The sequence below is a fragment of the Aeribacillus sp. JST-2 genome (assembly GCF_056032925.1).
Map to the genome: position 1 here is coordinate 182,312 of NZ_JBVVUU010000002.1, position 21,597 is coordinate 203,908.

General features: G+C 40.4%; 25 protein-coding genes, 1 pseudogene and 1 riboswitch. Of the genes and pseudogenes, 18 read left to right on the top strand and 8 right to left on the bottom strand.

Annotated features, from left to right (window positions below; genetic code table 11):
- The first annotated feature begins 91 nt into the window (after positions 1-91).
- A complete protein-coding gene (locus AC0KTX_RS02160; protein WP_474250587.1) occupies positions 92-544 on the top strand; it encodes a MarR family winged helix-turn-helix transcriptional regulator in 453 nt (150 codons plus the stop codon).
- A gap of 17 nt (positions 545-561) precedes the next feature.
- Here AC0KTX_RS02160 and motB read toward each other — a convergent pair whose 3' ends face one another.
- The 3 genes from motB to AC0KTX_RS02175 all read right to left on the bottom strand — a co-directional run bounded on the left by motB (position 562) and on the right by AC0KTX_RS02175 (position 2,501).
- Positions 562-1,338, bottom strand: coding sequence for a flagellar motor protein MotB (gene motB / locus AC0KTX_RS02165; protein WP_474250588.1), 777 nt, complete (start codon positions 1,336-1,338; stop codon positions 562-564).
- Positions 1,331-2,125 carry a flagellar motor stator protein MotA gene (gene motA / locus AC0KTX_RS02170; protein WP_474250589.1) on the bottom strand — a complete coding sequence of 265 codons (795 nt, stop codon included), beginning with the start codon at positions 2,123-2,125 and terminating at the stop codon, positions 1,331-1,333. Before motA ends, motB begins: the two co-directional genes overlap by 8 nt.
- 88 nt (positions 2,126-2,213) lie before the next feature.
- Complete coding sequence (locus AC0KTX_RS02175; RefSeq protein WP_474250590.1) at positions 2,214-2,501, bottom strand: hypothetical protein; 288 nt, start codon at positions 2,499-2,501, stop codon at positions 2,214-2,216.
- Between the two features lie 44 nt (positions 2,502-2,545).
- On the opposite strand from AC0KTX_RS02175, the gene AC0KTX_RS02180 reads away from it, so the two are divergent.
- A complete protein-coding gene (locus AC0KTX_RS02180) occupies positions 2,546-2,692 on the top strand; it encodes a hypothetical protein (protein ID WP_474250591.1) in 147 nt (48 codons plus the stop codon).
- A gap of 56 nt (positions 2,693-2,748) precedes the next feature.
- Here AC0KTX_RS02180 and AC0KTX_RS02185 read toward each other — a convergent pair whose 3' ends face one another.
- The gene (locus tag AC0KTX_RS02185) at positions 2,749-4,875 is read right to left on the bottom strand and encodes an ATP-dependent Clp protease ATP-binding subunit (protein ID WP_474250592.1); all 2,127 of its coding nucleotides are present in this window, start codon (positions 4,873-4,875) and stop codon (positions 2,749-2,751) included.
- Positions 4,876-5,101: 226 nt separating this feature from the next.
- On the opposite strand from AC0KTX_RS02185, the gene AC0KTX_RS02190 reads away from it, so the two are divergent.
- The 6 genes from AC0KTX_RS02190 (at position 5,102) to queF (ending at position 9,550) form a co-directional block, all read left to right on the top strand.
- Positions 5,102-6,136 (top strand): YkvI family membrane protein, encoded by a 1,035-nt coding sequence (locus AC0KTX_RS02190; protein ID WP_474250593.1) that lies wholly within the window; start codon positions 5,102-5,104, stop codon positions 6,134-6,136.
- Positions 6,137-6,168: 32 nt separating this feature from the next.
- On the top strand, positions 6,169-6,906 hold the full coding sequence (locus AC0KTX_RS02195; RefSeq protein ID WP_474250594.1) for a metallophosphoesterase family protein: 738 nt from the start codon (positions 6,169-6,171) through the stop codon (positions 6,904-6,906).
- 94 nt (positions 6,907-7,000) lie between these two features.
- A riboswitch (PreQ1 riboswitch) is annotated at positions 7,001-7,044 on the top strand.
- A gap of 114 nt (positions 7,045-7,158) precedes the next feature.
- Positions 7,159-7,821 (top strand): 7-cyano-7-deazaguanine synthase QueC, encoded by a 663-nt coding sequence (queC, locus tag AC0KTX_RS02200; protein ID WP_474250595.1) that lies wholly within the window; start codon positions 7,159-7,161, stop codon positions 7,819-7,821.
- Complete coding sequence (gene queD, locus AC0KTX_RS02205) at positions 7,818-8,276, top strand: 6-carboxytetrahydropterin synthase QueD (protein ID WP_474250596.1); 459 nt, start codon at positions 7,818-7,820, stop codon at positions 8,274-8,276. The genes queC and queD overlap by 4 nt, the downstream gene beginning before the upstream one ends.
- Complete coding sequence (queE, locus tag AC0KTX_RS02210) at positions 8,255-8,986, top strand: 7-carboxy-7-deazaguanine synthase QueE (protein ID WP_474250597.1); 732 nt, start codon at positions 8,255-8,257, stop codon at positions 8,984-8,986. The genes queD and queE overlap by 22 nt, the downstream gene beginning before the upstream one ends.
- Before the next feature lie 66 nt (positions 8,987-9,052).
- On the top strand, positions 9,053-9,550 hold the full coding sequence (gene queF / locus AC0KTX_RS02215; protein ID WP_474250598.1) for a preQ(1) synthase: 498 nt from the start codon (positions 9,053-9,055) through the stop codon (positions 9,548-9,550).
- Between the two features lie 27 nt (positions 9,551-9,577).
- Here queF and AC0KTX_RS02220 read toward each other — a convergent pair whose 3' ends face one another.
- Positions 9,578-9,757: a YkvS family protein gene (locus tag AC0KTX_RS02220; RefSeq protein WP_474250599.1), complete on the bottom strand. Its 180-nt coding sequence runs from the start codon at positions 9,755-9,757 to the stop codon at positions 9,578-9,580.
- 128 nt (positions 9,758-9,885) lie between these two features.
- On the opposite strand from AC0KTX_RS02220, the gene AC0KTX_RS02225 reads away from it, so the two are divergent.
- Positions 9,886-10,080: a hypothetical protein gene (locus AC0KTX_RS02225; RefSeq protein ID WP_474250600.1), complete on the top strand. Its 195-nt coding sequence runs from the start codon at positions 9,886-9,888 to the stop codon at positions 10,078-10,080.
- A gap of 10 nt (positions 10,081-10,090) precedes the next feature.
- Here AC0KTX_RS02225 and AC0KTX_RS02230 read toward each other — a convergent pair whose 3' ends face one another.
- Positions 10,091-10,594, bottom strand: a complete 504-nt coding sequence (locus AC0KTX_RS02230; RefSeq protein ID WP_474250601.1) for a sigma-70 family RNA polymerase sigma factor — start codon at positions 10,592-10,594, stop codon at positions 10,091-10,093.
- Positions 10,595-10,885: 291 nt separating this feature from the next.
- Between AC0KTX_RS02230 and AC0KTX_RS02235 the strand changes: the two genes are divergently transcribed.
- The 6 genes from AC0KTX_RS02235 (at position 10,886) to AC0KTX_RS02260 (ending at position 18,630) form a co-directional block, all read left to right on the top strand.
- Entirely contained in the window at positions 10,886-12,361 is a 1,476-nt protein-coding gene (locus tag AC0KTX_RS02235; protein WP_474250617.1) for a spore germination protein, read from the top strand.
- 73 nt (positions 12,362-12,434) lie between these two features.
- Positions 12,435-13,481 carry a GerAB/ArcD/ProY family transporter gene (locus tag AC0KTX_RS02240; protein ID WP_474250602.1) on the top strand — a complete coding sequence of 349 codons (1,047 nt, stop codon included), beginning with the start codon at positions 12,435-12,437 and terminating at the stop codon, positions 13,479-13,481.
- Between the two features lie 3 nt (positions 13,482-13,484).
- A complete protein-coding gene (locus AC0KTX_RS02245) occupies positions 13,485-14,552 on the top strand; it encodes a Ger(x)C family spore germination protein (RefSeq protein ID WP_474250603.1) in 1,068 nt (355 codons plus the stop codon).
- A gap of 75 nt (positions 14,553-14,627) precedes the next feature.
- Complete coding sequence (locus tag AC0KTX_RS02250) at positions 14,628-15,953, top strand: oligosaccharide flippase family protein (RefSeq protein ID WP_474250604.1); 1,326 nt, start codon at positions 14,628-14,630, stop codon at positions 15,951-15,953.
- Between the two features lie 13 nt (positions 15,954-15,966).
- Entirely contained in the window at positions 15,967-16,518 is a 552-nt protein-coding gene (locus AC0KTX_RS02255) for a TlpA disulfide reductase family protein (protein WP_474250605.1), read from the top strand.
- Between the two features lie 228 nt (positions 16,519-16,746).
- Entirely contained in the window at positions 16,747-18,630 is a 1,884-nt protein-coding gene (locus tag AC0KTX_RS02260) for a heavy metal translocating P-type ATPase (RefSeq protein WP_474250606.1), read from the top strand.
- 31 nt (positions 18,631-18,661) lie between these two features.
- Here the strand turns inward: AC0KTX_RS02260 and AC0KTX_RS02265 are convergent, their stop codons facing one another.
- Positions 18,662-18,868 carry a hypothetical protein gene (locus AC0KTX_RS02265; RefSeq protein WP_474250607.1) on the bottom strand — a complete coding sequence of 69 codons (207 nt, stop codon included), beginning with the start codon at positions 18,866-18,868 and terminating at the stop codon, positions 18,662-18,664.
- A gap of 246 nt (positions 18,869-19,114) precedes the next feature.
- On the opposite strand from AC0KTX_RS02265, the gene AC0KTX_RS02270 reads away from it, so the two are divergent.
- The 3 genes from AC0KTX_RS02270 (at position 19,115) to AC0KTX_RS02280 (ending at position 21,224) form a co-directional block, all read left to right on the top strand.
- A complete protein-coding gene (locus AC0KTX_RS02270; RefSeq protein WP_474250608.1) occupies positions 19,115-19,813 on the top strand; it encodes a thermonuclease family protein in 699 nt (232 codons plus the stop codon).
- A gap of 118 nt (positions 19,814-19,931) precedes the next feature.
- Positions 19,932-20,891 carry a 6-phosphofructokinase gene (pfkA, locus tag AC0KTX_RS02275; RefSeq protein WP_474250609.1) on the top strand — a complete coding sequence of 320 codons (960 nt, stop codon included), beginning with the start codon at positions 19,932-19,934 and terminating at the stop codon, positions 20,889-20,891.
- Between the two features lie 114 nt (positions 20,892-21,005).
- Entirely contained in the window at positions 21,006-21,224 is a 219-nt protein-coding gene (locus tag AC0KTX_RS02280; protein ID WP_474250610.1) for a DUF1659 domain-containing protein, read from the top strand.
- A 161-nt stretch (positions 21,225-21,385) separates the two neighbouring features.
- Here AC0KTX_RS02280 and AC0KTX_RS02285 read toward each other — a convergent pair.
- Positions 21,386-21,597 (bottom strand): annotated as a pseudogene (locus AC0KTX_RS02285) (IS110 family transposase); the annotation flags it as partial.

Below are 21,597 nucleotides of genomic sequence, written 5' to 3' on the forward strand. Positions count from 1 at the left end.
TTTTTAAAAATATGTTTGAAAAATGGACTTATAACCTTTTAATTTTTCGATTATAATTATTTATAATTCAAGATATTTCATCAATGAAGGAATGATGGATTTGGCTGATATGAAAAGTGTTGAAAAGTCACTGAAATTTTTTATCGTTCTTTCCAGGGCGTACCGCTCCATGAATGACCAAGTCAGCAAGCATATTCAGTCGTTTGGATTAAATCCTACTGAATTTGCGGTGTTGGAACTTTTGTATCATAAAGGAGAACAGCCGCTGCAGCAAATCGGCGGAAAAATTCTTCTTGCCAGTGGCAGCATCACGTATGTTGTCGATAAACTAGAAGAAAAGGGTTTGTTAAGGCGGCAGGCGTGCCCGAAGGATCGCCGGGTAACTTATGCGAAAATTACTGAGAACGGAAAAAGATTAATTGAAGAAATGTTTCCGTCGCACCAAGAGCTGATAGATGGATTGGTGGATGTCTTGACGGAAGACGAAAAAACATTGGTGATTGAACTCTTGAAAAAAGTAGGCTATCACGCAAAAAACTATTAAAATGGAAAAGGAACCGTTCATTTCGGTTCCTTTGATTGATTGGGCAAAATTAATATCTCCACCCGTCTGTTTTTCTGTCTTCCTGCCGCTGTAGCATTGGATGCAATCGGTTTGTACTCCCCGTATCCTTTGGCGCTGAATTTGCTCGGATCAAGCTGTTTGTTTTTGTCTAAAATCACTTTCATGACATTGACTGCCCGCATGACGCTTAAATGCCAGTTTGAATCAAAATCGGAGTTATGGATCGGTACATTGTCCGTATGGCCGCTAATGACGATGTTGTGGGGAAGACTCGTTCCCAGCATTTTGGCGATGTCTGTCACGAGTATTTCATCTTTTTTCCGAATTTGGGCGCTCCCCGAATCAAACAAAATGTCATCCCGAATGGTGATCAACAATCCTTCATCTGTCCTTGAAGTTTGGATTTTGCCTTTTAGTTGATTGTTGGCAATGTATTGGTTGATTGAATTTTGGACATCTGACAATCCTCTTTCTTCTCTTGCCTGTTGCCCATTTTGTTCAGTTTCATTTTCCTCCTCTTTTTTCTCTTCATTTTTTTCTAAATTCTCCATACTTTTTTCCGGAAGCGGACTTGGATATTCCAAAACGCTGACGCCGCCGTCAAAATTTGCATTTAAGGCTCTCGCCAGCTGCTGAAATTTTTGGGCGTCAATGGAACTGAGCGCGAATAACACAATAAACAAGGCTAGAAGCAATGTCAAAATGTCCGCATAAGGAATGAGCCAGCTTTCATCAATATGTTGTCCTTTACGATTTTTTTTTCTTCTAGCCATTGGTTGTCTCACTTTCCTCTTCTAAAAACTTTAACCGTTCTTTTTCCGGCAAGTAAAAAGCTAATTTTTGCTGGATAGTTCTCGGAGCTTGGCCTTCCAAAATGGACAAAATGCCTTCAATGATCACTTGCCGAACAAGCACTTCCTGCTGCGACTTCCGTTTCAGTTTATTGGCGAAAGGATGCCATAATACATAACCAGTAAAAATACCGAGCAATGTAGCAACAAACGCAGCACTGATTGAATGCCCGAGTTCTTCAACATTTTCCAAATTGGCAAGTGCGGCAATCAAACCTAATACAGCCCCTAAAACGCCAAGAGTAGGTGCGTATGTGCCGGCTTGTGAAAAGATGGCGGCCCCGGATTCATGTCTTTCTTCCATTGCGCTGATTTCTTCCGTCAACACATCACGGATAAATTCAACCGGTTGGCCGTCAATGGCCATGCTGAGCCCTGTTTTTAAAAAAGGATCTTCTATTTCATCAAGCTTTGCTTCAAGCGCAAGCAATCCTTCCTTTCTGGCGATTTGCGCCCATTCGGTAAAGAAAACGATCAATTCTTGAATCGTATAAGTGTCCCTTTCTCTAAATAAGACGCCAAACAATTTCGGAACTTTTTTGATTTCATTTGTCGGAAAAGCAATGGTAACTGCGGCGATTGTGCCGATAATGATGATGAGAATCGCAGCAGGGTTAATTAAAACCGTGGGACTGACGCCTTTTAGAACCATCCCTAAAAATATGGCAACAATTCCTAATATAATCCCTATAATCGATGTTTTATCCATGTTTATTCAATCCTCTTTCTTTCTATTTCACTTATTATATCGTCCACCTTCCCATTAATTTTAGTTCTGCGGAATAATAAATTCTCTCCTAGTTGAACATTTGCGGAAAAACGAGCGCTTTCCAGAAAAGAAAATAGAGAGGCAAAATGATCGTGAAACTATTTCCGATCAATAAGCTTTTAACATAAAAAATATAGCGGGCTGCGTCCTCGATTAATGAAAGCAAGAGAACGGCAAAAAGCGAAAGCAATAGGAACGCCGTTGTTCCAACAAAATTTCCGAAGCTTTCCAGAAAAAGAATAAAGCTGATGCCGCTGCCGTTAAAGAAAAATAGAATTCCCGCTAGGCAAAGAAAATAATAATCGCTTAATTTCATTGTTTCAACACCTCCAATCAATTGTATGAGGAGGCGCTTTGAATATGATATCGAAGAAAAGGGCTCTTCTGGTCGGTTTGAAGGCTTCGAACAACATATTTCCGATTTTGGAAAAAGTGAAAATCTGCAAGTCAAAATGGCGAGGAGGCGACGGGGCGATATTGGCGGTTGCGATGCCGCGTCTTTCATAAGAGGAAAGTGATTGATAAAACAAACAAAAAAGCTGTCCAAAAAACGGACAGCCGGCTTAAGATCGAACCACAATTTCATCATGTTCAACGGCTACTTGCAGTTTTTCCGGTTTATCGCCTTCCAACAGAAGGTCGGCAATTTTATTTTCAACATGCTCTTGGATTACCCGGCGCAATGGACGAGCTCCAAAAGAAGGATGATAGCCGATTTCAGCCAGTTTTTCCTTCGCCTCGTCTGTCACTTCAATCTCAATGTTTTGATCTTTCAACATTTCGATCACATCTTGAAGCATGAGATCAACAATTTTCATATAGTCTTCTTTTTTGAGTGAATGAAATTCAATGATGCTGTCAAAACGGTTTAAAAATTCAGGTTTAAAGAACGAACCGAGTGATTCAAGGATGTTTGCTTCTTGTTCAACAGTATTGTTAAAACCGACGTGAATTTTTTTCTCGCCTACTCCTGCATTGGAGGTCATAATAATGACGGTATCTTTAAAACTTACTGTTCTTCCTTGGCTGTCTGTTAAGCGTCCGTCTTCTAAAATTTGCAAAAACATATGTTGCACATCCGGATGAGCTTTTTCTATTTCATCAAGCAGAATGATGCTGTACGGATTCCGGCGGACTCTTTCAGTTAATTGTCCAGCTTCTTCATGGCCGACATAACCAGGAGGCGAACCGATCAATTTAGAAACGGAGTGTTTTTCCATATATTCACTCATGTCCAGCCGAATCATCGCATCTTTTGATCCAAACAACTCTTCCGCCAATGTTTTCGCCAGCTCCGTTTTCCCGACGCCTGTCGGACCTACGAACAGGAAGGAACCGATTGGGCGGTTTTTCGGTTTCAATCCTGCGCGGCTGCGACGGATCGCTTTAGCTACTTTTTCCACAGCTTCTTCTTGGCCAATGACTTTTTTGGATAGATTGTCTTTTAAGTGTTTTAATTTCACTTGTTCATCTTCTTGTAATTTTCCTACAGGAATACCAGTTTTTTCTTCAATGATTTTTTGAATGTGGTGTACGTGAACGACTGCCTGCTCTTGTTGGACTCCTTGCTCCAACTGTTTCTCTAATGTTGTTTCTTCATCACGGAGCTTCGCGGCAAGTTCATAGTTTTCTTCTTTTAATGCTTTTTCTTTTTCACGGGCAATTTGGCGAAGGCGGTCTTGAATTTCATTTTCATTCACAGGTTCGGCTCCCAAATTGACTCTTGAACCTGCTTCATCAAGCAAATCAATCGCTTTGTCAGGCAAGAAGCGATCTTGGATGTAGCGGTGCGATAATGTCACACAAGCTTTTATAGCTTCATCCGTATATTGAACGTGGTGATATTTTTCATATTTTTCTTGAATGCCTTTTAGAATATTGATTGCTTCCTCAATGGAAGGCTCTTTTACCATAACCGGTTGGAAGCGGCGTTCCAATGCGGCATCTTTTTCAATTTGCCGGTACTCTTTTAATGTTGTTGCACCGACTACTTGAAGTTCGCCGCGAGCCAGCGCCGGTTTCAAAATATTTCCTGCATCCATCGAACCTTCAGCAGAACCGGCGCCGACAAGGAGATGTATTTCATCAATAAACAAGATGATGTTTTTTCTTGTTTGCAAATCTTGAATCAATTGTTTCATCCGCTGTTCAAATTGACCGCGGATTCCTGTGTTCGCCACAAGAGATGAAACATCAAGCAAATAAACCTCTTTGTTTTTTAATTTTTGCGGGACATCCCCTTGGACAATTTTTAATGCTAATCCTTCCACAACAGCTGTTTTCCCGACGCCAGGTTCACCGATTAAAACAGGATTATTTTTATTTCGGCGGTTTAAAATTTCAACCACACGCTTAATTTCATCATCGCGGCCGATCACCGGGTCGATAAGGCCTGATCTAGCAGCATCAGTTAAATTGCGGCCAAATTGATCGAGAAAACCTCCCCGTTTGCCTCCGACATGGCCGTTTTGCTCTTCCGTTTCGGGCATTTGGAAATGACTTGGTGCATCAAAATTAGAAAATGAATGGAACAACTCTTCCAATCCGTTCCAGCCATAAAAACCGGTTGGCACTTTTTGTTGATATTGTTGATAGCATTCTTGGCATAAACGCATTTGCTTTTTATGATTGTTGATTTGCACATTTAATAGAACATTGGCTTGTTTTTCATGGCAATTTTCACATAACATCAAACATTCCTCCTTTTTGACTTTGATGAACTTTGACCAAAAGAACATTGATTTTGACCTTTTTTGACTATTTGACTAAAAAAAGAACAGTGATAGAAGGAGGTCGATTTGACCTTTTCTGACTATATTATACTTTGACCTTTTTTGACTTTCAAGTAGTTTGATTTAATTTTTTCTTCTTTTTTTCCGTTCTTGTCCATATATTGTAAGAAAGGCAGGTGAAAAAATGGCGAATAAATGGATGAATGCCCTGCAAATTGCTTCTGTTTATATTGGCACAGTAGTCGGAGCAGGGTTCGCGACAGGAAGGGAAATCATTGAATTTTTTTCGAAATATGGGGAAAGCGGGTTAATCGGCATAATTTGTTCGGCATTTCTATTTTCCTGGCTGGGGACAAAAGTTATGATGATTGGCAAAAAAACGGAGGCAAGCTCGTATTCGCAATTGAATCAATATTTGTTTGGCAGGATGGCCTCTTATTTTGTCAACATTTTGATGTTTATCATGCTGTTCGGAATTACTTCTGTCATGATTTCAGGGGCAGGGGCAATTTTTGAAGAGCAGCTTGGCTTTTCCAAACAGTTGGGCATTTTTTTCACTATGGGTCTTTCGTTCATTGTCGTATTGTTCGGTGTGAAAGGATTGGCCTCCGTTAATTTGTTTGTTGTTCCAATCTTCGTGTTATTCAGCTTGATCTTGTTTGCCGGCACAATGGCAAGCGGCCATCTCCCGGGTTTTTCCGTTCAAGAACTGCTTGCACCTGTTAAATCTAGTTTTTTATATGTAGCCTTTAACTTGGCGCTGGCGCAGGCTGTATTGGTGCCGCTCGCAAATGAAATCCAGGACGAAAATTCGATCAAATTAGGAGGATGGCTGGGCGGAATCGGCTTAAGCCTTATGTTATTTTTTGGATATTTTAGCCTTTTGCATTTTCCTCGTTCCGAACAGTTCGAGATTCCGATGGCAGAACTGATAAAGCAGTTGTTTGCCGGAATTTACTATATTTATATTTTGGTAATTTTCGGAGAGGTTATCTCATCTGTGATCGGCAATTTATATGGTTTAGAGCGGCAATTGCCAACAAGAAAGGCGAAGTTGAGAATAATGTTTGTTCTGTTGATGATCATTTCCGCTTATTTTATCAGTTTAATCGGCTATGGAAGGTTGATTGCGACACTTTATCCTTTGTTCGGATATATGAGCATTGTCTTTTTAATTTTGCTGATGTTCAAAAAAGTGCCTGATAATAAAAGTTCGTGATAAAATAAGGACAGCAAAAGGAGGAATCAGTTTTGGAACGGGTCGCAATCATTTCTGACATACATGGGAACATTCCGGCGTTGAATTCAGTATTGCAGGACATCCGCATGCGAAAGATTCGCCGTATTTTTTGTTTAGGGGATCTCGTTGGAAAAGGTCCGGATTCAAAGGAAGCGATTCAAATTGTTCGGGGAACTTGTGAACATGTCGTAAAAGGGAATTGGGATGATTTAATGACGAGAACGGATGTGAACGAGGTGATCCGTTGGCATCAGAAACAGTTATCGTCCGATGATATTCGTTACTTGCGGGAACTGCCGTTTTCCATCGAATTTTACATGAGCGGCCGCTTTGTACGGCTTTTCCATGCATCGCCCTTCAGCATTTGGAAAAGAATCCAGCCGTGGGATGCCATTGAAAAGAGATTATCGATGTTTGAAAACAGTGATGAAACGGGTTATCAAAAAAACGAACCTGATGCGGTCGGCTATGGCGACGTTCACAATGCATTTATTCAACATTTATCAGGCAAAACGCTTTTCAATGTCGGCAGCGTCGGCAACCCGCTGGACATTCCGGAAGCTTCCTATTGCGTTTTGGAAGGCGAATTTGATTCGCTCAAAAAAGCTCCTTTTTCCATTCAGCACATTCGCGTTCCATACAATATCGAACTTTCCATTCAACTTGCTAGGGAGAAGAACATGCCGGAGCTGGAAGAATATATTCAAGAGTTGACGACATCCCGTTACAGAGGCTTAAAACAATCGTGAGATGTTGTGAAAAAGCGATGCCGTTTACATCAGTGGCAAACGATGATATAATGGTATTACAATTCAATAAAAAGTCCATGTTTTTTCTGAAAGCATGGGAGAGGTTTTAGCACACCCTCTATAAAAAACTAAGGACAACTATATCCTTGGGATATAGTTTTTTAAATGTTCTTAAGGCACCCACCATCAGGTGCTTTTTTCTTGGCCTCTGTGTGTAAGGCGGTGTTCATCCGGAAAGGAGCGTTTATATAGATGAAAAATAAACATGCAATTGTTGTGTTTAGTGGCGGGCAAGATAGCACGACTTGTTTGTTTTGGGCACTAAAGCAGTTTGAAAAAGTTTCCGCTGTTACATTCCATTACAACCAGCGCCATCAACAGGAGATTGAAGCGGCGAAACGGATAGCAGGGGACATCGGCATTTCCCATCATATTTTAGACATGTCTTTATTAAATCAAATCGCCCCCAATGCGTTGACTCGCCATGATATGGAAATTGTCCAAAAGGAAGGCGAACTTCCGAACACGTTTGTCCCTGGGAGAAATTTGCTTTTTCTGACATTTGCCGCCATTTTGGCGAAACAATTAGGGGCGAAACATATCGTTACTGGTGTGTGCGAAACTGATTTCAGCGGGTATCCCGACTGCAGGGACGTGTTCGTGAAATCTTGCAATGTAACCATCAATTTGGCAATGGAAGAGGAATTTGTCATCCATACTCCGCTCATGTGGCGAAATAAAGCGGAAACGTGGAAGATGGCTGATGAGTTGGGAGTATTTGATTATATTCGCCAAAAAACGTTGACATGCTATAACGGAATCATTGGCGACGGCTGCGGCGAATGCCCCGCTTGTGTGCTCAGAAAAAGAGGATTGGAGCAATATTTGGCTGAAAAAGGAAGGGACGTCTCATGATTCAGCAAACCTATCCGCAAGTTTTTCATAATTATTGCTACGAGTTGAACAAGGATATGAACATTGCCGCTGCGCATTTTATTCCTGACGAAAAAGCTGGCAAATGCGCCAACATTCACGGCCACACCTATTTCGTCAATCTCACTGTTTGCGGAGATTCGCTTGACGAATCAGGTTTTCTTGTGAATTTTCAACACCTGAAAAAAATTATTCACGATAAACTGGATCATACCCTTTTGAACGACCATTCGGATTTGTTTGATGAGGAAAACGGCAACGATTTCCCGACAACAGAGGTCGTGGCTCGAAAAATATGGGAAATTGTGCAAAACCATCTGAACTCTTTGCCAAATCAACCGAAATGTTTGCAAGTATTTGTGAGGGAAACGCCGACAAGCTATGTTGTTTACCGTCCGAAAAAGGAGATGAATGAATGGCAAAAAAAATCCCTGTAATTGAAATTTTTGGACCGACGATTCAAGGGGAAGGAATGGTCATCGGCCAAAAAACAATGTTTGTCCGCACCGCCGGATGCGACTACTCATGCAGCTGGTGTGATTCCGCCTTTACGTGGGACGGTTCTCTAAAAGAAGAAATTAGGCAAATGACAGCGACGGACATTATGAATGAACTCTTAGAGCTTGGAGGCAATCGTTTCAGCCATGTGACGATCTCGGGAGGCAATCCGGCCTTAATAAAAGGGCTTGATGAATTCATTTCGATGTTGAAAAATGGCCGCTACCGCGTGGCGCTTGAAACACAAGGAACACGCTACCAAGAGTGGTTTTTGGACATTGATGATTTGACGATTTCGCCAAAACCGCCCAGCTCTGGAATGAAGACGAATTTTTCTTTGCTGGATGAGATGTTGGAAAAGCTGTTGGCAAATGGGCGTAAACGCAACATCAGTTTAAAAGTTGTTGTATTTAATGAAGAGGATTTTCAATATGCCAAAATGATCCACCTTCGCTACCCGGACATTTCTTTTTATTTGCAAGTAGGGAATGAAAAAATGGATGAAAAAAATGATCAACTGTTGAGAGATCATCTTTTAAAAAAATTGGAATGGCTCATTGAACAAACTGTCCAATCACCGGAAATGAATGATGCCAGAGTGCTGCCTCAATTGCACACTCTTATTTGGGGAAATAGACGCGGCGTTTAAGATTTTGGTTCAAAAAACGAGCGGAAAATCGATATTCAATAAAGGACGGAAAGGAAGATGACGAACATGGCTGGGAGGAAAGAAAACGAGCTGAAAGGTGTTACATTGCTGGGCAACAAAAAAACTGAATATGTGTTTGATTATCAACCGGATATATTGGAAGTGTTTGACAACAAACACCCGGATCGCGACTATTTCGTCAAATTTAACTGTCCAGAATTTACTTCTTTATGTCCGATCACGGGTCAGCCGGACTTTGCGACCATTTACATCAGCTACATCCCTGACAAAAAATGCGTGGAAAGCAAATCTTTAAAGCTGTATCTGTTCAGTTTCCGAAACCATGGCGATTTTCACGAAGATTGCGTCAATGTTATTATGAACGACTTAATCAAAAAGATGGAACCGCGCTACATTGAAGTTTGGGGGAAATTTACGCCGCGCGGCGGCATTTCCATTGATCCTTATGTCAATTGGGGACGCCCCGGGACGAAATATGAGAAAATGGCAGAGTATCGCATGATGAATCATGATTTATATCCGGAAAAAGTCGACAACCGGTAAAACGGAGAATGTTTTCCACCCTCCGTTTTATTTTTCCACGATTTTGTAATTTTTATGGTTAACCACTGTTTTATGTTCCAAATCCATTTCATGAAAGTTATCCATATACGTTAAATCGACAATAACAGAATTTTCATTAACCTTCTCGACTATACCTTTCAAACCATTTTTAAATTCAATCACGTCACCGATCTCAGCAATTTTCATTTTTACTCTCCTTATAAATATTTAAGATTATGGAATTATTTTGCATGATTTCTTTTAAATTGTAAAGTGGCGATATGAATTTGTAAATGATGCTTAAACATTTTGTAAAAAGAGGAGTGGCTTCTAAAATGGAAGAGAATGAAATTCAAGAGATCTTAAACAAACTTCGTGATGGAGAATTAGAAGAATATTGCGTTTCAAAAGATGATTTTATGGCGTTCCGCCAAGTATTAGTCAATCGGGAAGATTTTAAGCATTTTCAAGGAATTGCCCAGCATGGAGGAAACATTATCTACCGTTATCACAAAGTACCGAGAAGCTGACAAGAGAATGTCAGCTTCTTTCAAAATGTCTTCGCAATTTTCGAATTTTATTTAAGGCCCCTCTTCTCCAATTCTTTACCATTCCGACCGTAACATGGAGCTCTTCAGCGATTTCCTTTGGAGTTTTCCCTTCAAAACAATATTTTTCCAGCCATATTTGTTGATTTGGCGATAAACAACAAGCCAATCGATCGATTAGCATTTCAAATTCAATGTTATCTTGCGGTAAAAAATGTGGTTGCCCTTTGTCGCCCATCTCTTTCAACACATGCCTTTCTGAAAAAATTCTGTCTTTTTTTAATTGCGACAGCAGCATTCCTTTAATCGTCCAGTAGGCATACGTGGAAAAACTGCCTTTCTTTTCATCGTAATTGGCAGCTGCTTTCCAAAGAGCGATGACTGCAATTTGAAAATATTCATCCTTGTCTTTGTAAATGTGCAAAATGTTCATGATGTGAAAAATAAGCGGCCGAAATTTTTCTAACGTTTCTTCAAACGGCTGTTCACTAGACAAAGATTTTTACACCCTTTCCAAAGAGCGCGCTCCTTTATGATTCCGCGGTATTTATAGCGTATAAAAAGTGGCTTCCATAAACGAATCACCATCATGAACGTATGAGAAGAGGAAGGCTATGAAAAATCAAATTTTCAATTGCAATTTTTAAAATTTTTGACACAACTTATCTATTCTTTCAGCAGATCTCGTTCATTTTTGCAAAATTTTTATTGTTCTGTTTGACATATGTATAAACATGATTCTTCTTGACATAATAATCGGGAGACGAGGTGGGTAGCGGTGAGCCAAATGTATAAGCAAAATTGGAAAAAAAAAGATTCGATGGAAAAACTGTTTGCCATTTTCCGAAGTTCGACCGATTTTATTCAATATGAGAGAAAGACGAATTATGTGACATATTGGATCTCCTATTTTGATACGCTTGTCGATGCTGCCATATTGAATGAAAGTATATTCAAAACAATTCATTCTAACTATTGGAATTCGTTGGAAGAACTAATACAAATCCTTCCTGTAAAAGATGTGCATTTGACCATTGATACGGATGTCATAAAAGAAAAAATGTTAGAAGGCTTTGTGATGATTGCTTTAAGCGAATACGGCACCCCCTGCTTATTGGTGCGAGCCAACAAGAATAAAGCAAGGGAAGTAACGCTCCCTGAAGTGGAATTTACCGTCATTGGACCGAAAGAAGCCTTTGTTGAATCGATTGAATCGAATATTAACTTAATTCGGAAAAGGCTGCCGAATGATAAACTCCGCATACGTTTATCCAAAATCGGAAAATTGACACAGACGAAAGTAGCGATAATTTACTTGGAAGGAATTTCGGATGAGGAAAATGTTTTTACTATTGATCAAAGAATATCCAATATTGAAATTGATCATGTAACCGATAGTTCATATATAACAGAACTGATTTCCGACAACCATAATTCTCCCTTTCCCCAACTTTTGGATACGGAAAGACCTGACCGGGTGGCCTCGATTTTGTCGGAAGGGAAAGTAGCAGTAGTTGTTGATGGATCGCCGCATGTTTTAATCGGTCCAACAACACTTGTTGAATTTTTCGCATCATTTGAAGACTATTTTTTAAATTGGATGCTTTCATCGTTTTTCCGCATCATCCGTCTTTTCGCAGTTACTTTTTCGATATTTGCAACACCCATTTATGTGGCGGTTTTAAATTATCATTACGAATTAATTCCGTCCGATTTGTTGAACAACTTGGTTACATCAAGACGAGAGGTGCCTTTTCCGCCGCTCTTGGAAGCGATGTTTTTAGAATCTACGATCGAGTTGCTGCGTGAGGCGGGGGCTCGTCTGCCGACAAAAGTTGGACAAACAATCGGCATCGTCGGCGGGATTGTCATTGGAACAGCCAGTGTAGAAGCGGGATTGACAAGCAACGTTTTGCTCATCATTGTTTCTTTAGCTGCATTAGCCTCTTTTACAACTCCCGTTTATAAAATTGGCAATACGATTCGGCTTTTGCGCTTTCCATTTCTTTTGTTTGCCGATTGGTACGGACTGTTGGGAATACAATTGTGTTTTTGTTTTTTACTAACCCACCTTATTCGATTAACATCTCTCGGGCGACCGTTTTTGGAGCCGTTTTACCCCCCGAGAATGGCTGATATGAAGGATGCTTTGCTGCGCCTGCCTTTTTCCGTCATGAACAAGCGGCCAAAATTGCTGCGGTCGGAACAGCCGAACCGAATGGATAAAGAAAAATCAAGGGAAAATCAAGATATTGAAGAATGAAGAAAAAAGGAGTGTCCATCCTTGACGCAAATAGCCGAGCGACATAAAGTTTCCGCATCTCTCGTTTTTTTTTTTGGTGCATAGCACTCAATTTGGCATCGGCGTTTTAGGTTTTCAAAGATATGTGGTGAAAGAAGCAGGCAATGATGCTTGGATCTCCGTCATTATCATGGGAGTCATTGTCCATTTATACATATGGATGATTTATCAAATTTTACAACGGTCAAGCGGGAGCCTAATGACGCTGCATCTCGATCTTTTCGGGAAGTGGATCGGAAATGGGTTGAACGTTGTTTGGATTGCCTTTTTCATTGTTAATTCCTTTTTTGTTTTAAAAACCTATATCGAAATAATCAAGGTGTGGATGTTTCCGGATCTAAACATCTGGATATTTTCAGCCATCATTATCGTTTTGTTATATTACATTTTAACTGGAGGATTTCGGGTTGTAACCGGATTTAATTTCTTCGGGGTCGTTCTTCCCATCTATATTTTTCTGTTGTTTTTAATCTTCCCTGTGCAGTTTGCTGATTTTCATCATCTATTACCGCTTTTCAATCATTCTCCGCGGGAAATTTTTAATGGAGTAAAAGAGATGGCTTTGCCGATTATTGGTTTTGAAACGATTTTTTTGTTTTATCCGTTCGTGAAAAACGTTCATAAATCTCAAAAGTGGGCGCATATTGCCAACGCTTTTACATTTGTTAGTTATGTGATCATCATGGTTATTTCCATTGCCTATTATACAGAGAAGGGAATTTTAAAACAGCAGTGGGCGACATTGGCAATGTGGAAAATTGTGGAACTACCGTTGGTAGAGCGGTTTGAATATATCGGCACTGCTAGTTGGTTTATTGTTATTTTGCCGAATATTTGCCTTTATTCATGGTGTGCGGAAAGAGGATTGACAGAAATTTTTGGAATTAAGGAAAAGCGGGCCATTTTGTTCATTCTGTCCGCCATCTTTTTGGCTGTCGGCTTCGAACTGGATAAAAAGCTGCTTATGCTTATCAATACAACCATTAATTATACAGCTTTTGCCCTCATTTTTGCTTATATTCCTTGTTTATATATCATTACGTATATCCGATACCGGCTGAAAATGAAAAGGAGAACATGAAACATGTGGAAAAGAATAAGCTTCATTCTCGCCTTTTCGCTGTTGCTTTGCGGTTGTTTGCAAAAAAAAATTATTGATGATGTGAATTTGGTTATGGCGATTGGGTACGATGCCGGCGAGGACGATCAAATAAAAGGAACCATCGTAGCTCCTGAATTCAAGAAAGAGGAAGCGGTAGAAAACAAAAATATGACAATTCAAGCTCATTTAAGCAGAGACCTAATAGCGAAATTGCAAAAAGAATCTTCCAAACCTCTCGTTTACGGCAAATTGCAATTTGCCCTCTTCAGTGAGGAAGTGGCTAAAAACGGAATTGCAAAATATATTGATTCTCTTGAACGTGATGCGAGCGTCGGTTCAAGAGTCATACTCGCTGTTTCAAGAGGCGAGGCCAAGGATTTGTTGGAAATCAAAGGCGGACAGGAAGGAACAGCCGAATATTTCCGCCAGTTGCTGAATCAAAATATGTGGCTGGAAAACTTGCCGATTGAAAATTTGCAAATATATTTAAGAAATTATTACTCAGAAGGGAGAGATCCTTGTTTGCCACTTTTGGAAAAAAAAGGTGATCATGCGAGAATTATCGGATTGGCTCTTTTCCAAAATGATAAAATGGTCGGCGAAATAAAAAACGATAAATTGTTCTATTTTAAGCTTCTTTCCGACACCTTTGCAAATGGAGTTTATACAGTTGCATTGGAAGGCGGGAGGGAAGCATCCATCCAAAGCATTCATTCGAGCCGCAGGGTGAAAATTGATGAACAAAATCCGTTTCACATTACAGTTTATTTAAATGTTGAAGGCTATATTCGTGAATATTCGAAAGGATCCATCAAACCGAATGTTATAAAGGAAGTAGAAAAATCGTTTGAAAAAGACATTGTTAAAAACAGTGCAGCACTTGTTACCAGTTTTAAAAAGAAAAAAATTGATCCGATCGGATTCGGCGAAGAAATCATCATCCATACTGGGGAAAACATACATGACAAAAATTTGCGGAAACAGCTTGACAAGCTGAGAATTGATGTCATTGCGGATGTTCAGATCACGGAAACAGGCGTTGTCCAGTAAAAATTTTTCTCCCTCTTCTTTGTCATGTTTTTGAACTTGTCTCATATGCATGGAATAAGAAAAGAGGGAGGGAACATGAAAACTTTTTTAAAAGGTGTTTTTTTTCTTATTGTCGCGTCATTTGTCGGTGAATGCATCGATTTTGTCATTAATATGGTGCTGACACGCGAGCTTGGCGAGGAAGGCATCGGCCATTACATGTCGATATTGCCTGTCATGTTTTTGATTATTGTGTTAGCGAGCTTTGAACTGCCCGTTTCCATTTCGAAATATGTGGCGGAAAAGGAAGAACCTTATCATTGGCCAATGTTAAAATTCGCATTTCGATTAACTTTATGGATTAGCATCAGTTTCAGTTTGATTGTATTTCTTTTTGTGCCCGTGCTTCCTTCATTAAAAACGTTTCATCCTTCTGTGACAGTTCTGTTTGTTATGCTTGTGCCGATGATTTCTTTTTCTTCCATTGCGAAAGGCTATTTGATGGGGACGAAGCAGATGGGGAAAATTGCATTTGCCAATGGCGTCAGAAAGCTCATCCAACTCGGTCTGCTTATATTGATTTTTTCCTTTTTTGATTTTACAACAGAAATGGCGGTTATTGCAGGATTAAGCGCTTTTATCGCCAGCGAAGCTTTTATCGTTCTCTACTTGCTGACAGTTTACATGTTTCAAATGGCTAAAGTAAAAAAAGGACGGCAAGCTCCATACAAACCTGAAACGATCCGCCACAGTTTATTTCGCGTTTCCGTACCAACCACCATTTTGCGAATTTTTCATTCTTTGACACATGCCGTTCAGCCGTTTTTAATAAAATATGCGCTTGTTGCCGCAGGTTTTACGGAAGTGGGAGCAACAGAGCAGTTTGGGCTTCTTTCCGGGGTGGCAATGACAATAGGTTTTTTTCCGGCGTTTATAGCTCATGCGCTTCTCACCGTATTGATCCCAACTGTTTCTGAAGCTTATGCGAAACATGACCAAGAACTGTTAAAAAAACTTTTGCAACAGTCTTTGGGCATCACAATGCTTTATGGAATACCGGCGGTGGTGATTATGTACGCTTTTGCCAAACCGCTCACAAGCATGTTTGTCGATAGTGCAACGGCGTCGGAATATTTGAAGCTTTTATGGCCGTACTTTTTTACCCATTTTCTTATCATCCCGCTGCAGGCTTATTTGATCGGCTTGAATTTAATAAAAGACGCCCTGTTCCATACAATTTGGGCGCATTCTGTTGCTTTTTTGGTCATCTATGTTTTAGGATCACGGCCGGAGTGGCAAATGGCAGGAGTGATTATTGGGTTGAATACAGGGGGGCTGTTGCAGCTGTTAATGCATTATGCAGTCATTTGCCAAAAAATCGGCATTATTTTTTGGTCGTTAAAAGGAAAACGAATCCATTAGAAAGGAGGAAAAAATGCTGAAAAGGCTATTGACGGCATTGCCCGCTTTCCTTTTGATTTTGGCCTCCCTTTACGGATGTCAAGCGGCGAAAGTTGAAGTGGAAGGCGATAAAACGTTGGCAGCAGCAAAAGATACAGCAGTGGATGGACAGGAGGAAAAACAAGCTCCTCCAATAGCCTTGCTTTCAACAGATGGCAAAATGATACGTCTATCAGATTACAAAGGAAAAAAGGTTGTGATCAATTTTTGGACGACCTGGTGTCCGCCTTGCCGAGAGGAATTACCGGAGCTTCAAAGCTTTTATCGTGAAATGGATAAACGAAAAATTGCCTTTCTGGGCGTAAACGTGACAGTAGAGGAAGCAAGCAGAGAAGATGTGCAAGAATTTATTGCTGTTAACGGCGTTCGCTTTCCGGTCCTCTTGGATGAAAAAGGGGAAGCAAGCCGTTCCTATCAAATTGTAACCATACCTACAACAGTTATCATTGATGAAAAAGGAAATCTGTCGCAAAAAATCATCGGCCCGGTAACGAAAAAACAGCTTAATCATTTAACGGTTCCTTAAAAGTTCAGACGCTTTTGTCTGATCTTTTTTTTGGAAAATAATTTGCCTGCACAAAAAATGATTGAGAATGAGAATATTTATTAATAAAAAATATTAAATTATAATTATTATAATTTTAACTTGAAAAAAAGTAATTTAATATATATCATAATATACATACAATTGTTTTAAGTTAATAGCTAAAAGTTGAAGATGATTTTTATTTTCAATTAGAAAGGAATGGTGAGAATGGAAGCGAAGCTGAATGTTCATCGTTTAAAAGAACATGCAGAAATGATTGCGGCCGTTTTTTCGGGTGTGCTTATTTTAATAGCTTGGATGTTAAGCATAGATAACTATAATGTGGCATCGAAAATTTTGTTTCTGTCCGCTTTTTTGATTGGAGGATTTGCCAAGGCGAAAGAAGGAATTGAAGAAACGATCCGCGAAGGCAAATTAAATGTCGAACTATTAATGATTTTTGCTGCGATCGGCTCTGCCATTATCGGATATTGGTTGGAAGGTGCGGTTTTAATATTTATTTTTGCAGTCAGCGGCGCGCTGGAAACATATACAATGAATAAGACAAACAGAGAGATTTCTTCATTAATGGAATTGCAGCCTGAAGAGGCAGTTTTGTTGGCGGACGGGCGGGAAGAAACAGTGCATGTATCAAAATTGTCGATCGGAGATTTGATTATTGTGAAACCCGGCGACAGAATTCCCGTCGACGGAATGCTGGAGGACGGACGAACAGCTATTGATGAATCGGCTATTACAGGTGAATCAATTCCTGTTGAAAAAGAAAAGGGAGATGAGGTATTCGCCGGCACTGTCAATGTTTCCGGATCAATTACCGTTCGTGTGACGAAAAAAGCGTCAGAGACGCTGTTTCAAAAAATTATTTCTTTAGTGCAAACAGCGCAATCTGAGAAGTCTCCGTCACAGCTGTTTATTGAAAAATTCGAAGGTGCATATGTCAAAGGCGTGCTGATAGCAGTTGCCGCTTTGATCTTTGTTCCGCAAATTTTTTTAAATTGGAGCTTTAGTGAAGCTTTTTACCGCGCAATGGTATTTATGGTAGTCGCTTCACCTTGTGCGCTTGTGGCTTCCATTATGCCGGCGACGTTGGCCGCCATTTCCAATGGAGCAAGAAACGGCATTTTAATAAAAGGCGGTGTGCATTTAGAACGGCTGAATCAATTGCGGGCGATTGCATTTGACAAAACAGGCACGCTTACAAAGGGTGAACCGGTTGTAACCGACGTCATTGTAAGGAAAGATGTGGAACAAACGGATTTGTTGAAAGGTGTATATGTGATTGAAAAGCAATCTTCCCATCCGCTTGCCAAAGCAATCGTAGAATATATTGAAAAAAATGTTGAAGGTTTGCCGGAGGAATGGGTGCCGGTGGAGGAACACTCCGGTTTTGGCGTTCAAGCCGTCTGGAGAGGGAAACAATGGACCATCGGCAAAGCCGCTTTTGTTGGAGAAAAAGAGGCTGAATCTTTTCAAAACGGGATATCTCAAAAACTGTATGAACATGGGAAAACACTTGTTTATGTAAAAGATGAAAAAGGCATTGCAGCTGCCATTGCATTAAAAGATGTGCTTCGGGATCATATCAAAGATTTTATAAAGGAACTAAAGGATCGAAACATTTATACAGTGATGATCACTGGCGACTCGGTAAACTCAGCCCAATCTATCGCAAAAGAGGCTGCAGTCAACGAATTTATCGGCGAATGTTTGCCTGAAGATAAAGTAGCCCGATTAAAACAATTAAACCAGCGATTTGGAGTTACGGCGATGATAGGGGACGGCATTAATGACGCGCCTGCATTAAAAACCGCATCCGTTGGCATTGCGATGGGGGAAGGAACAGACGTGGCTTTGGAAACAGCGGATATTGTTCTGATGAAAAATGATTTAACGAAGATCATGAAAGCCATTGATCTTTCACGGAAAATGAACAGAATTGTCAAACAGAACGTTGTGTTCTCGCTCATGGTCATTGCACTTCTGATTAGTGCGAACTTTTTCCAAATCATCGATTTGCCTTTCGGTGTCATTGGCCATGAAGGCAGCACCATCCTTGTCATTTTAAACGGTCTCCGTTTATTAAGATCTTAACAAAATGGCGGGCGAAAATTCTTGCTCGCCATTAGTTTTCCTCCAAAAGATCCTTTTCTTCAGTTTCATCCGGCTGTTTCGTCACGACGATGTATGCAGTCACGATAAAAACAAAACCGACGATCCAGCCGATTAAAGAGCTGTAATAATAGACTTCAGTCAACATCATGCCGGCTAAAGGCGCCAGAAAACCAATGATCGAGAGAATTGGGACGATATGCCTTTTTATAAACCCCACAAAAAACACTCCTTCTTAAACCATCACCGACATTACCATTATACTAAAAATAGATCTTGTAAACATATAAAAAAATATTGGAGTTATATAAAAACTTGAAAAAAACTGCGACTGCCCGAAAATGGCAGAAAATAAAGAGCAAAACAATCATTGGAAAGAAAATCGGACCTATGCCATCTTGATATGTTTTCATTTTTCGCTTAGAATGGTTACTTACCGATTGGCTTAGTAGAGAGGAAGATTGTCATGAAGCGAAAGTGGATGTATATTTTTCTAGCAGCAATGATGTTTTTAGGTGGATGCCAAGGGATTTTTAACGGCGACCATACTTCAGGCAATCGGCTAAAGGCAAAAGTCATAAAGGTAATTGACGGCGATACGATGAAAATATTAGTCAATGGTAAAGAGGAAACGATCCGCTTGCTTCTTGTTGACACACCTGAGTCCGTGCATCCGGAGAAACCTGTTCAGCCTTTTGCGCTGGAAGCGAGTGATTATGCAAAGGAAATGCTTTCCAACCAAAATGTTGAAATAGAGCTTGATGTAAGAGAAAGGGATAAGTACGGCCGCCTGCTCGTATACTTATATATCAACGGCCAAATGTTTAACGAAATGCTCTTGGAAAACGGACTTGCCCGAGTGGCGTATATTTTTGAACCGAATACAAAATATGTCGATCGTTTTCTTGATATTCAAAAGAAAGCCCAAGCAAAAAAAATAGGCATTTGGAGTATTGAAAATTATGTTGACGAAAAAGGGTTTAATGAGAAGATGGCTGACAGCCAACAGACGGAAGATTGCTACATAAAAGGAAACATCAATTCAAAAGGCGAAAAAATTTACCATATGCCTGATGATCGTGATTATAAAAAAACGAAAGCTGAACGAATGTTTTGCACTGAACAGGAAGCGCAGTCAGCCGGTTTTCGTAGGGCGGCTCAATAATCCATAAAAAATTTTCATTTTTAATGAAAGTTTTTTGCTATAATACCTTTGTATTCGGACGAGTGATACATTATTGAGCATCTCGGCTAAAACAAAAGGAAAAGTAAGAGGTGATATAATGAAACGGATTGCCGTTTTAACTTCAGGAGGAGATTCCCCGGGAATGAATGCTGCCATTCGGGCAGTTGTGCGGAAAGGAATTTATCATGGTCTGGAAATTTTTGGTGTTTACCACGGTTATCAAGGTTTGATTGAAGGAAATATTAAAAAATTAGAGATCGGTTCAGTGGGCGACATCATTCACCGCGGAGGAACAATTTTGCAGTCTTCCCGTTCTGAACAGTTTAAAACGGAAGAAGGACAGCGAAAAGCGATTGAAAAACTGAAATCATTTGGAATTGAAGGGCTTGTTGTCATCGGTGGGGACGGTTCCTATCAAGGCGCAGCCAAGCTTACAGAGAAAGGCTTTCCTTGCATCGGTTTGCCGGGCACCATTGACAACGACATACCTGGGACGGACTTTACCATTGGCTTTGATACTGCACTCAATACGGTCGTAAAAGCGATTGACCAGATAAGAGATACAGCTCAATCACATGAACGGACGTTTATTATCGAAGTCATGGGGCGTCATGCCGGAGATATCGCTCTATGGTCAGGAGTAGCCGGGGGAGCGGAAACGATTTTAATTCCTGAAAGATCGTTTGAATTTGACGATTTGGTTAAAAAACTGCGGCATGGCATGGAAAGAGGGAAAAAGCACTCTATTATTGTGCTGGCAGAAGGAGTCATGAGCGCTGCGGAGCTGGCAGCAATATTAAAAGACAAATATCATCTTGAAACGCGTGTTTCCGTTTTAGGACATATTCAACGCGGAGGTTCTCCAACCGGATTTGACAGAGTGCTGGCATCGCGTTTAGGAGCAAGAGCTGTTGAACTGTTGTTGGAAGGAAAAGGCGGAAGAGCCGTTGGTATGCAAAATTGGCAAATTGTTGACCATTCAATTGCAGAGATTTTAAAAGAGAAAAGTGAGCCAGTAGTCGAATTATATACGTTGTCCCAGCAGCTTTCCATATAAGCAAAAGAGATTGTTTCAAAAAGGTCATTCGATCTTTTCGAAACAATCTTTTTTTAATTGTTGATCCCCTCCATTCCGTTTTTTCTATAACAAGGGTGAAGGAGGTGAGAGGAGATGGCTGAAATGCAATTAATTGAATCACAATTGCGTCTCACATACGAATCAGGGGTTGGTGAAAACGGAAAAACATTGTATCGCTACAAAAATTACAGCAATATTAAAACAGAGGCAACGGCAGATGGTTTGCTGCAAGCAGCGCAGGTGATCGCAAGTCTGCAAACATATCCGCTTGCGAAAATTGAACGGATTGATACCCAACAAATTAATGCTTAATCATAAAAAGTCCTGCGGTAATATGTCAAGGTGAAAAATCATAGAAATTGGAAATTTCCTTGTCCGATGATCCGAAAAAAGGCAATACTGAAGAAACCCAGTATTGGTACATGTAATAAACTGGGTCTAAAGGTTGATATTGGTATACCAGATCGATCCTCTTATCGATCTTCCCCCTTTCTTGGCGTGTAGATTTGACCGTTGCGTAGCAGCGCATCGATCACACGCACGAGTTTTCTAGCGGTGAGGACGAGGGCTCGTTTATGTTGGTGTTTGGGCACTTCCTCATACTTCTTCCGGTAGTACGCACGAAACGTCGCATCATGCCGTTGCACCGAGTTGGCAGCCTCCACTAGGTAGTAACGGAGATAGC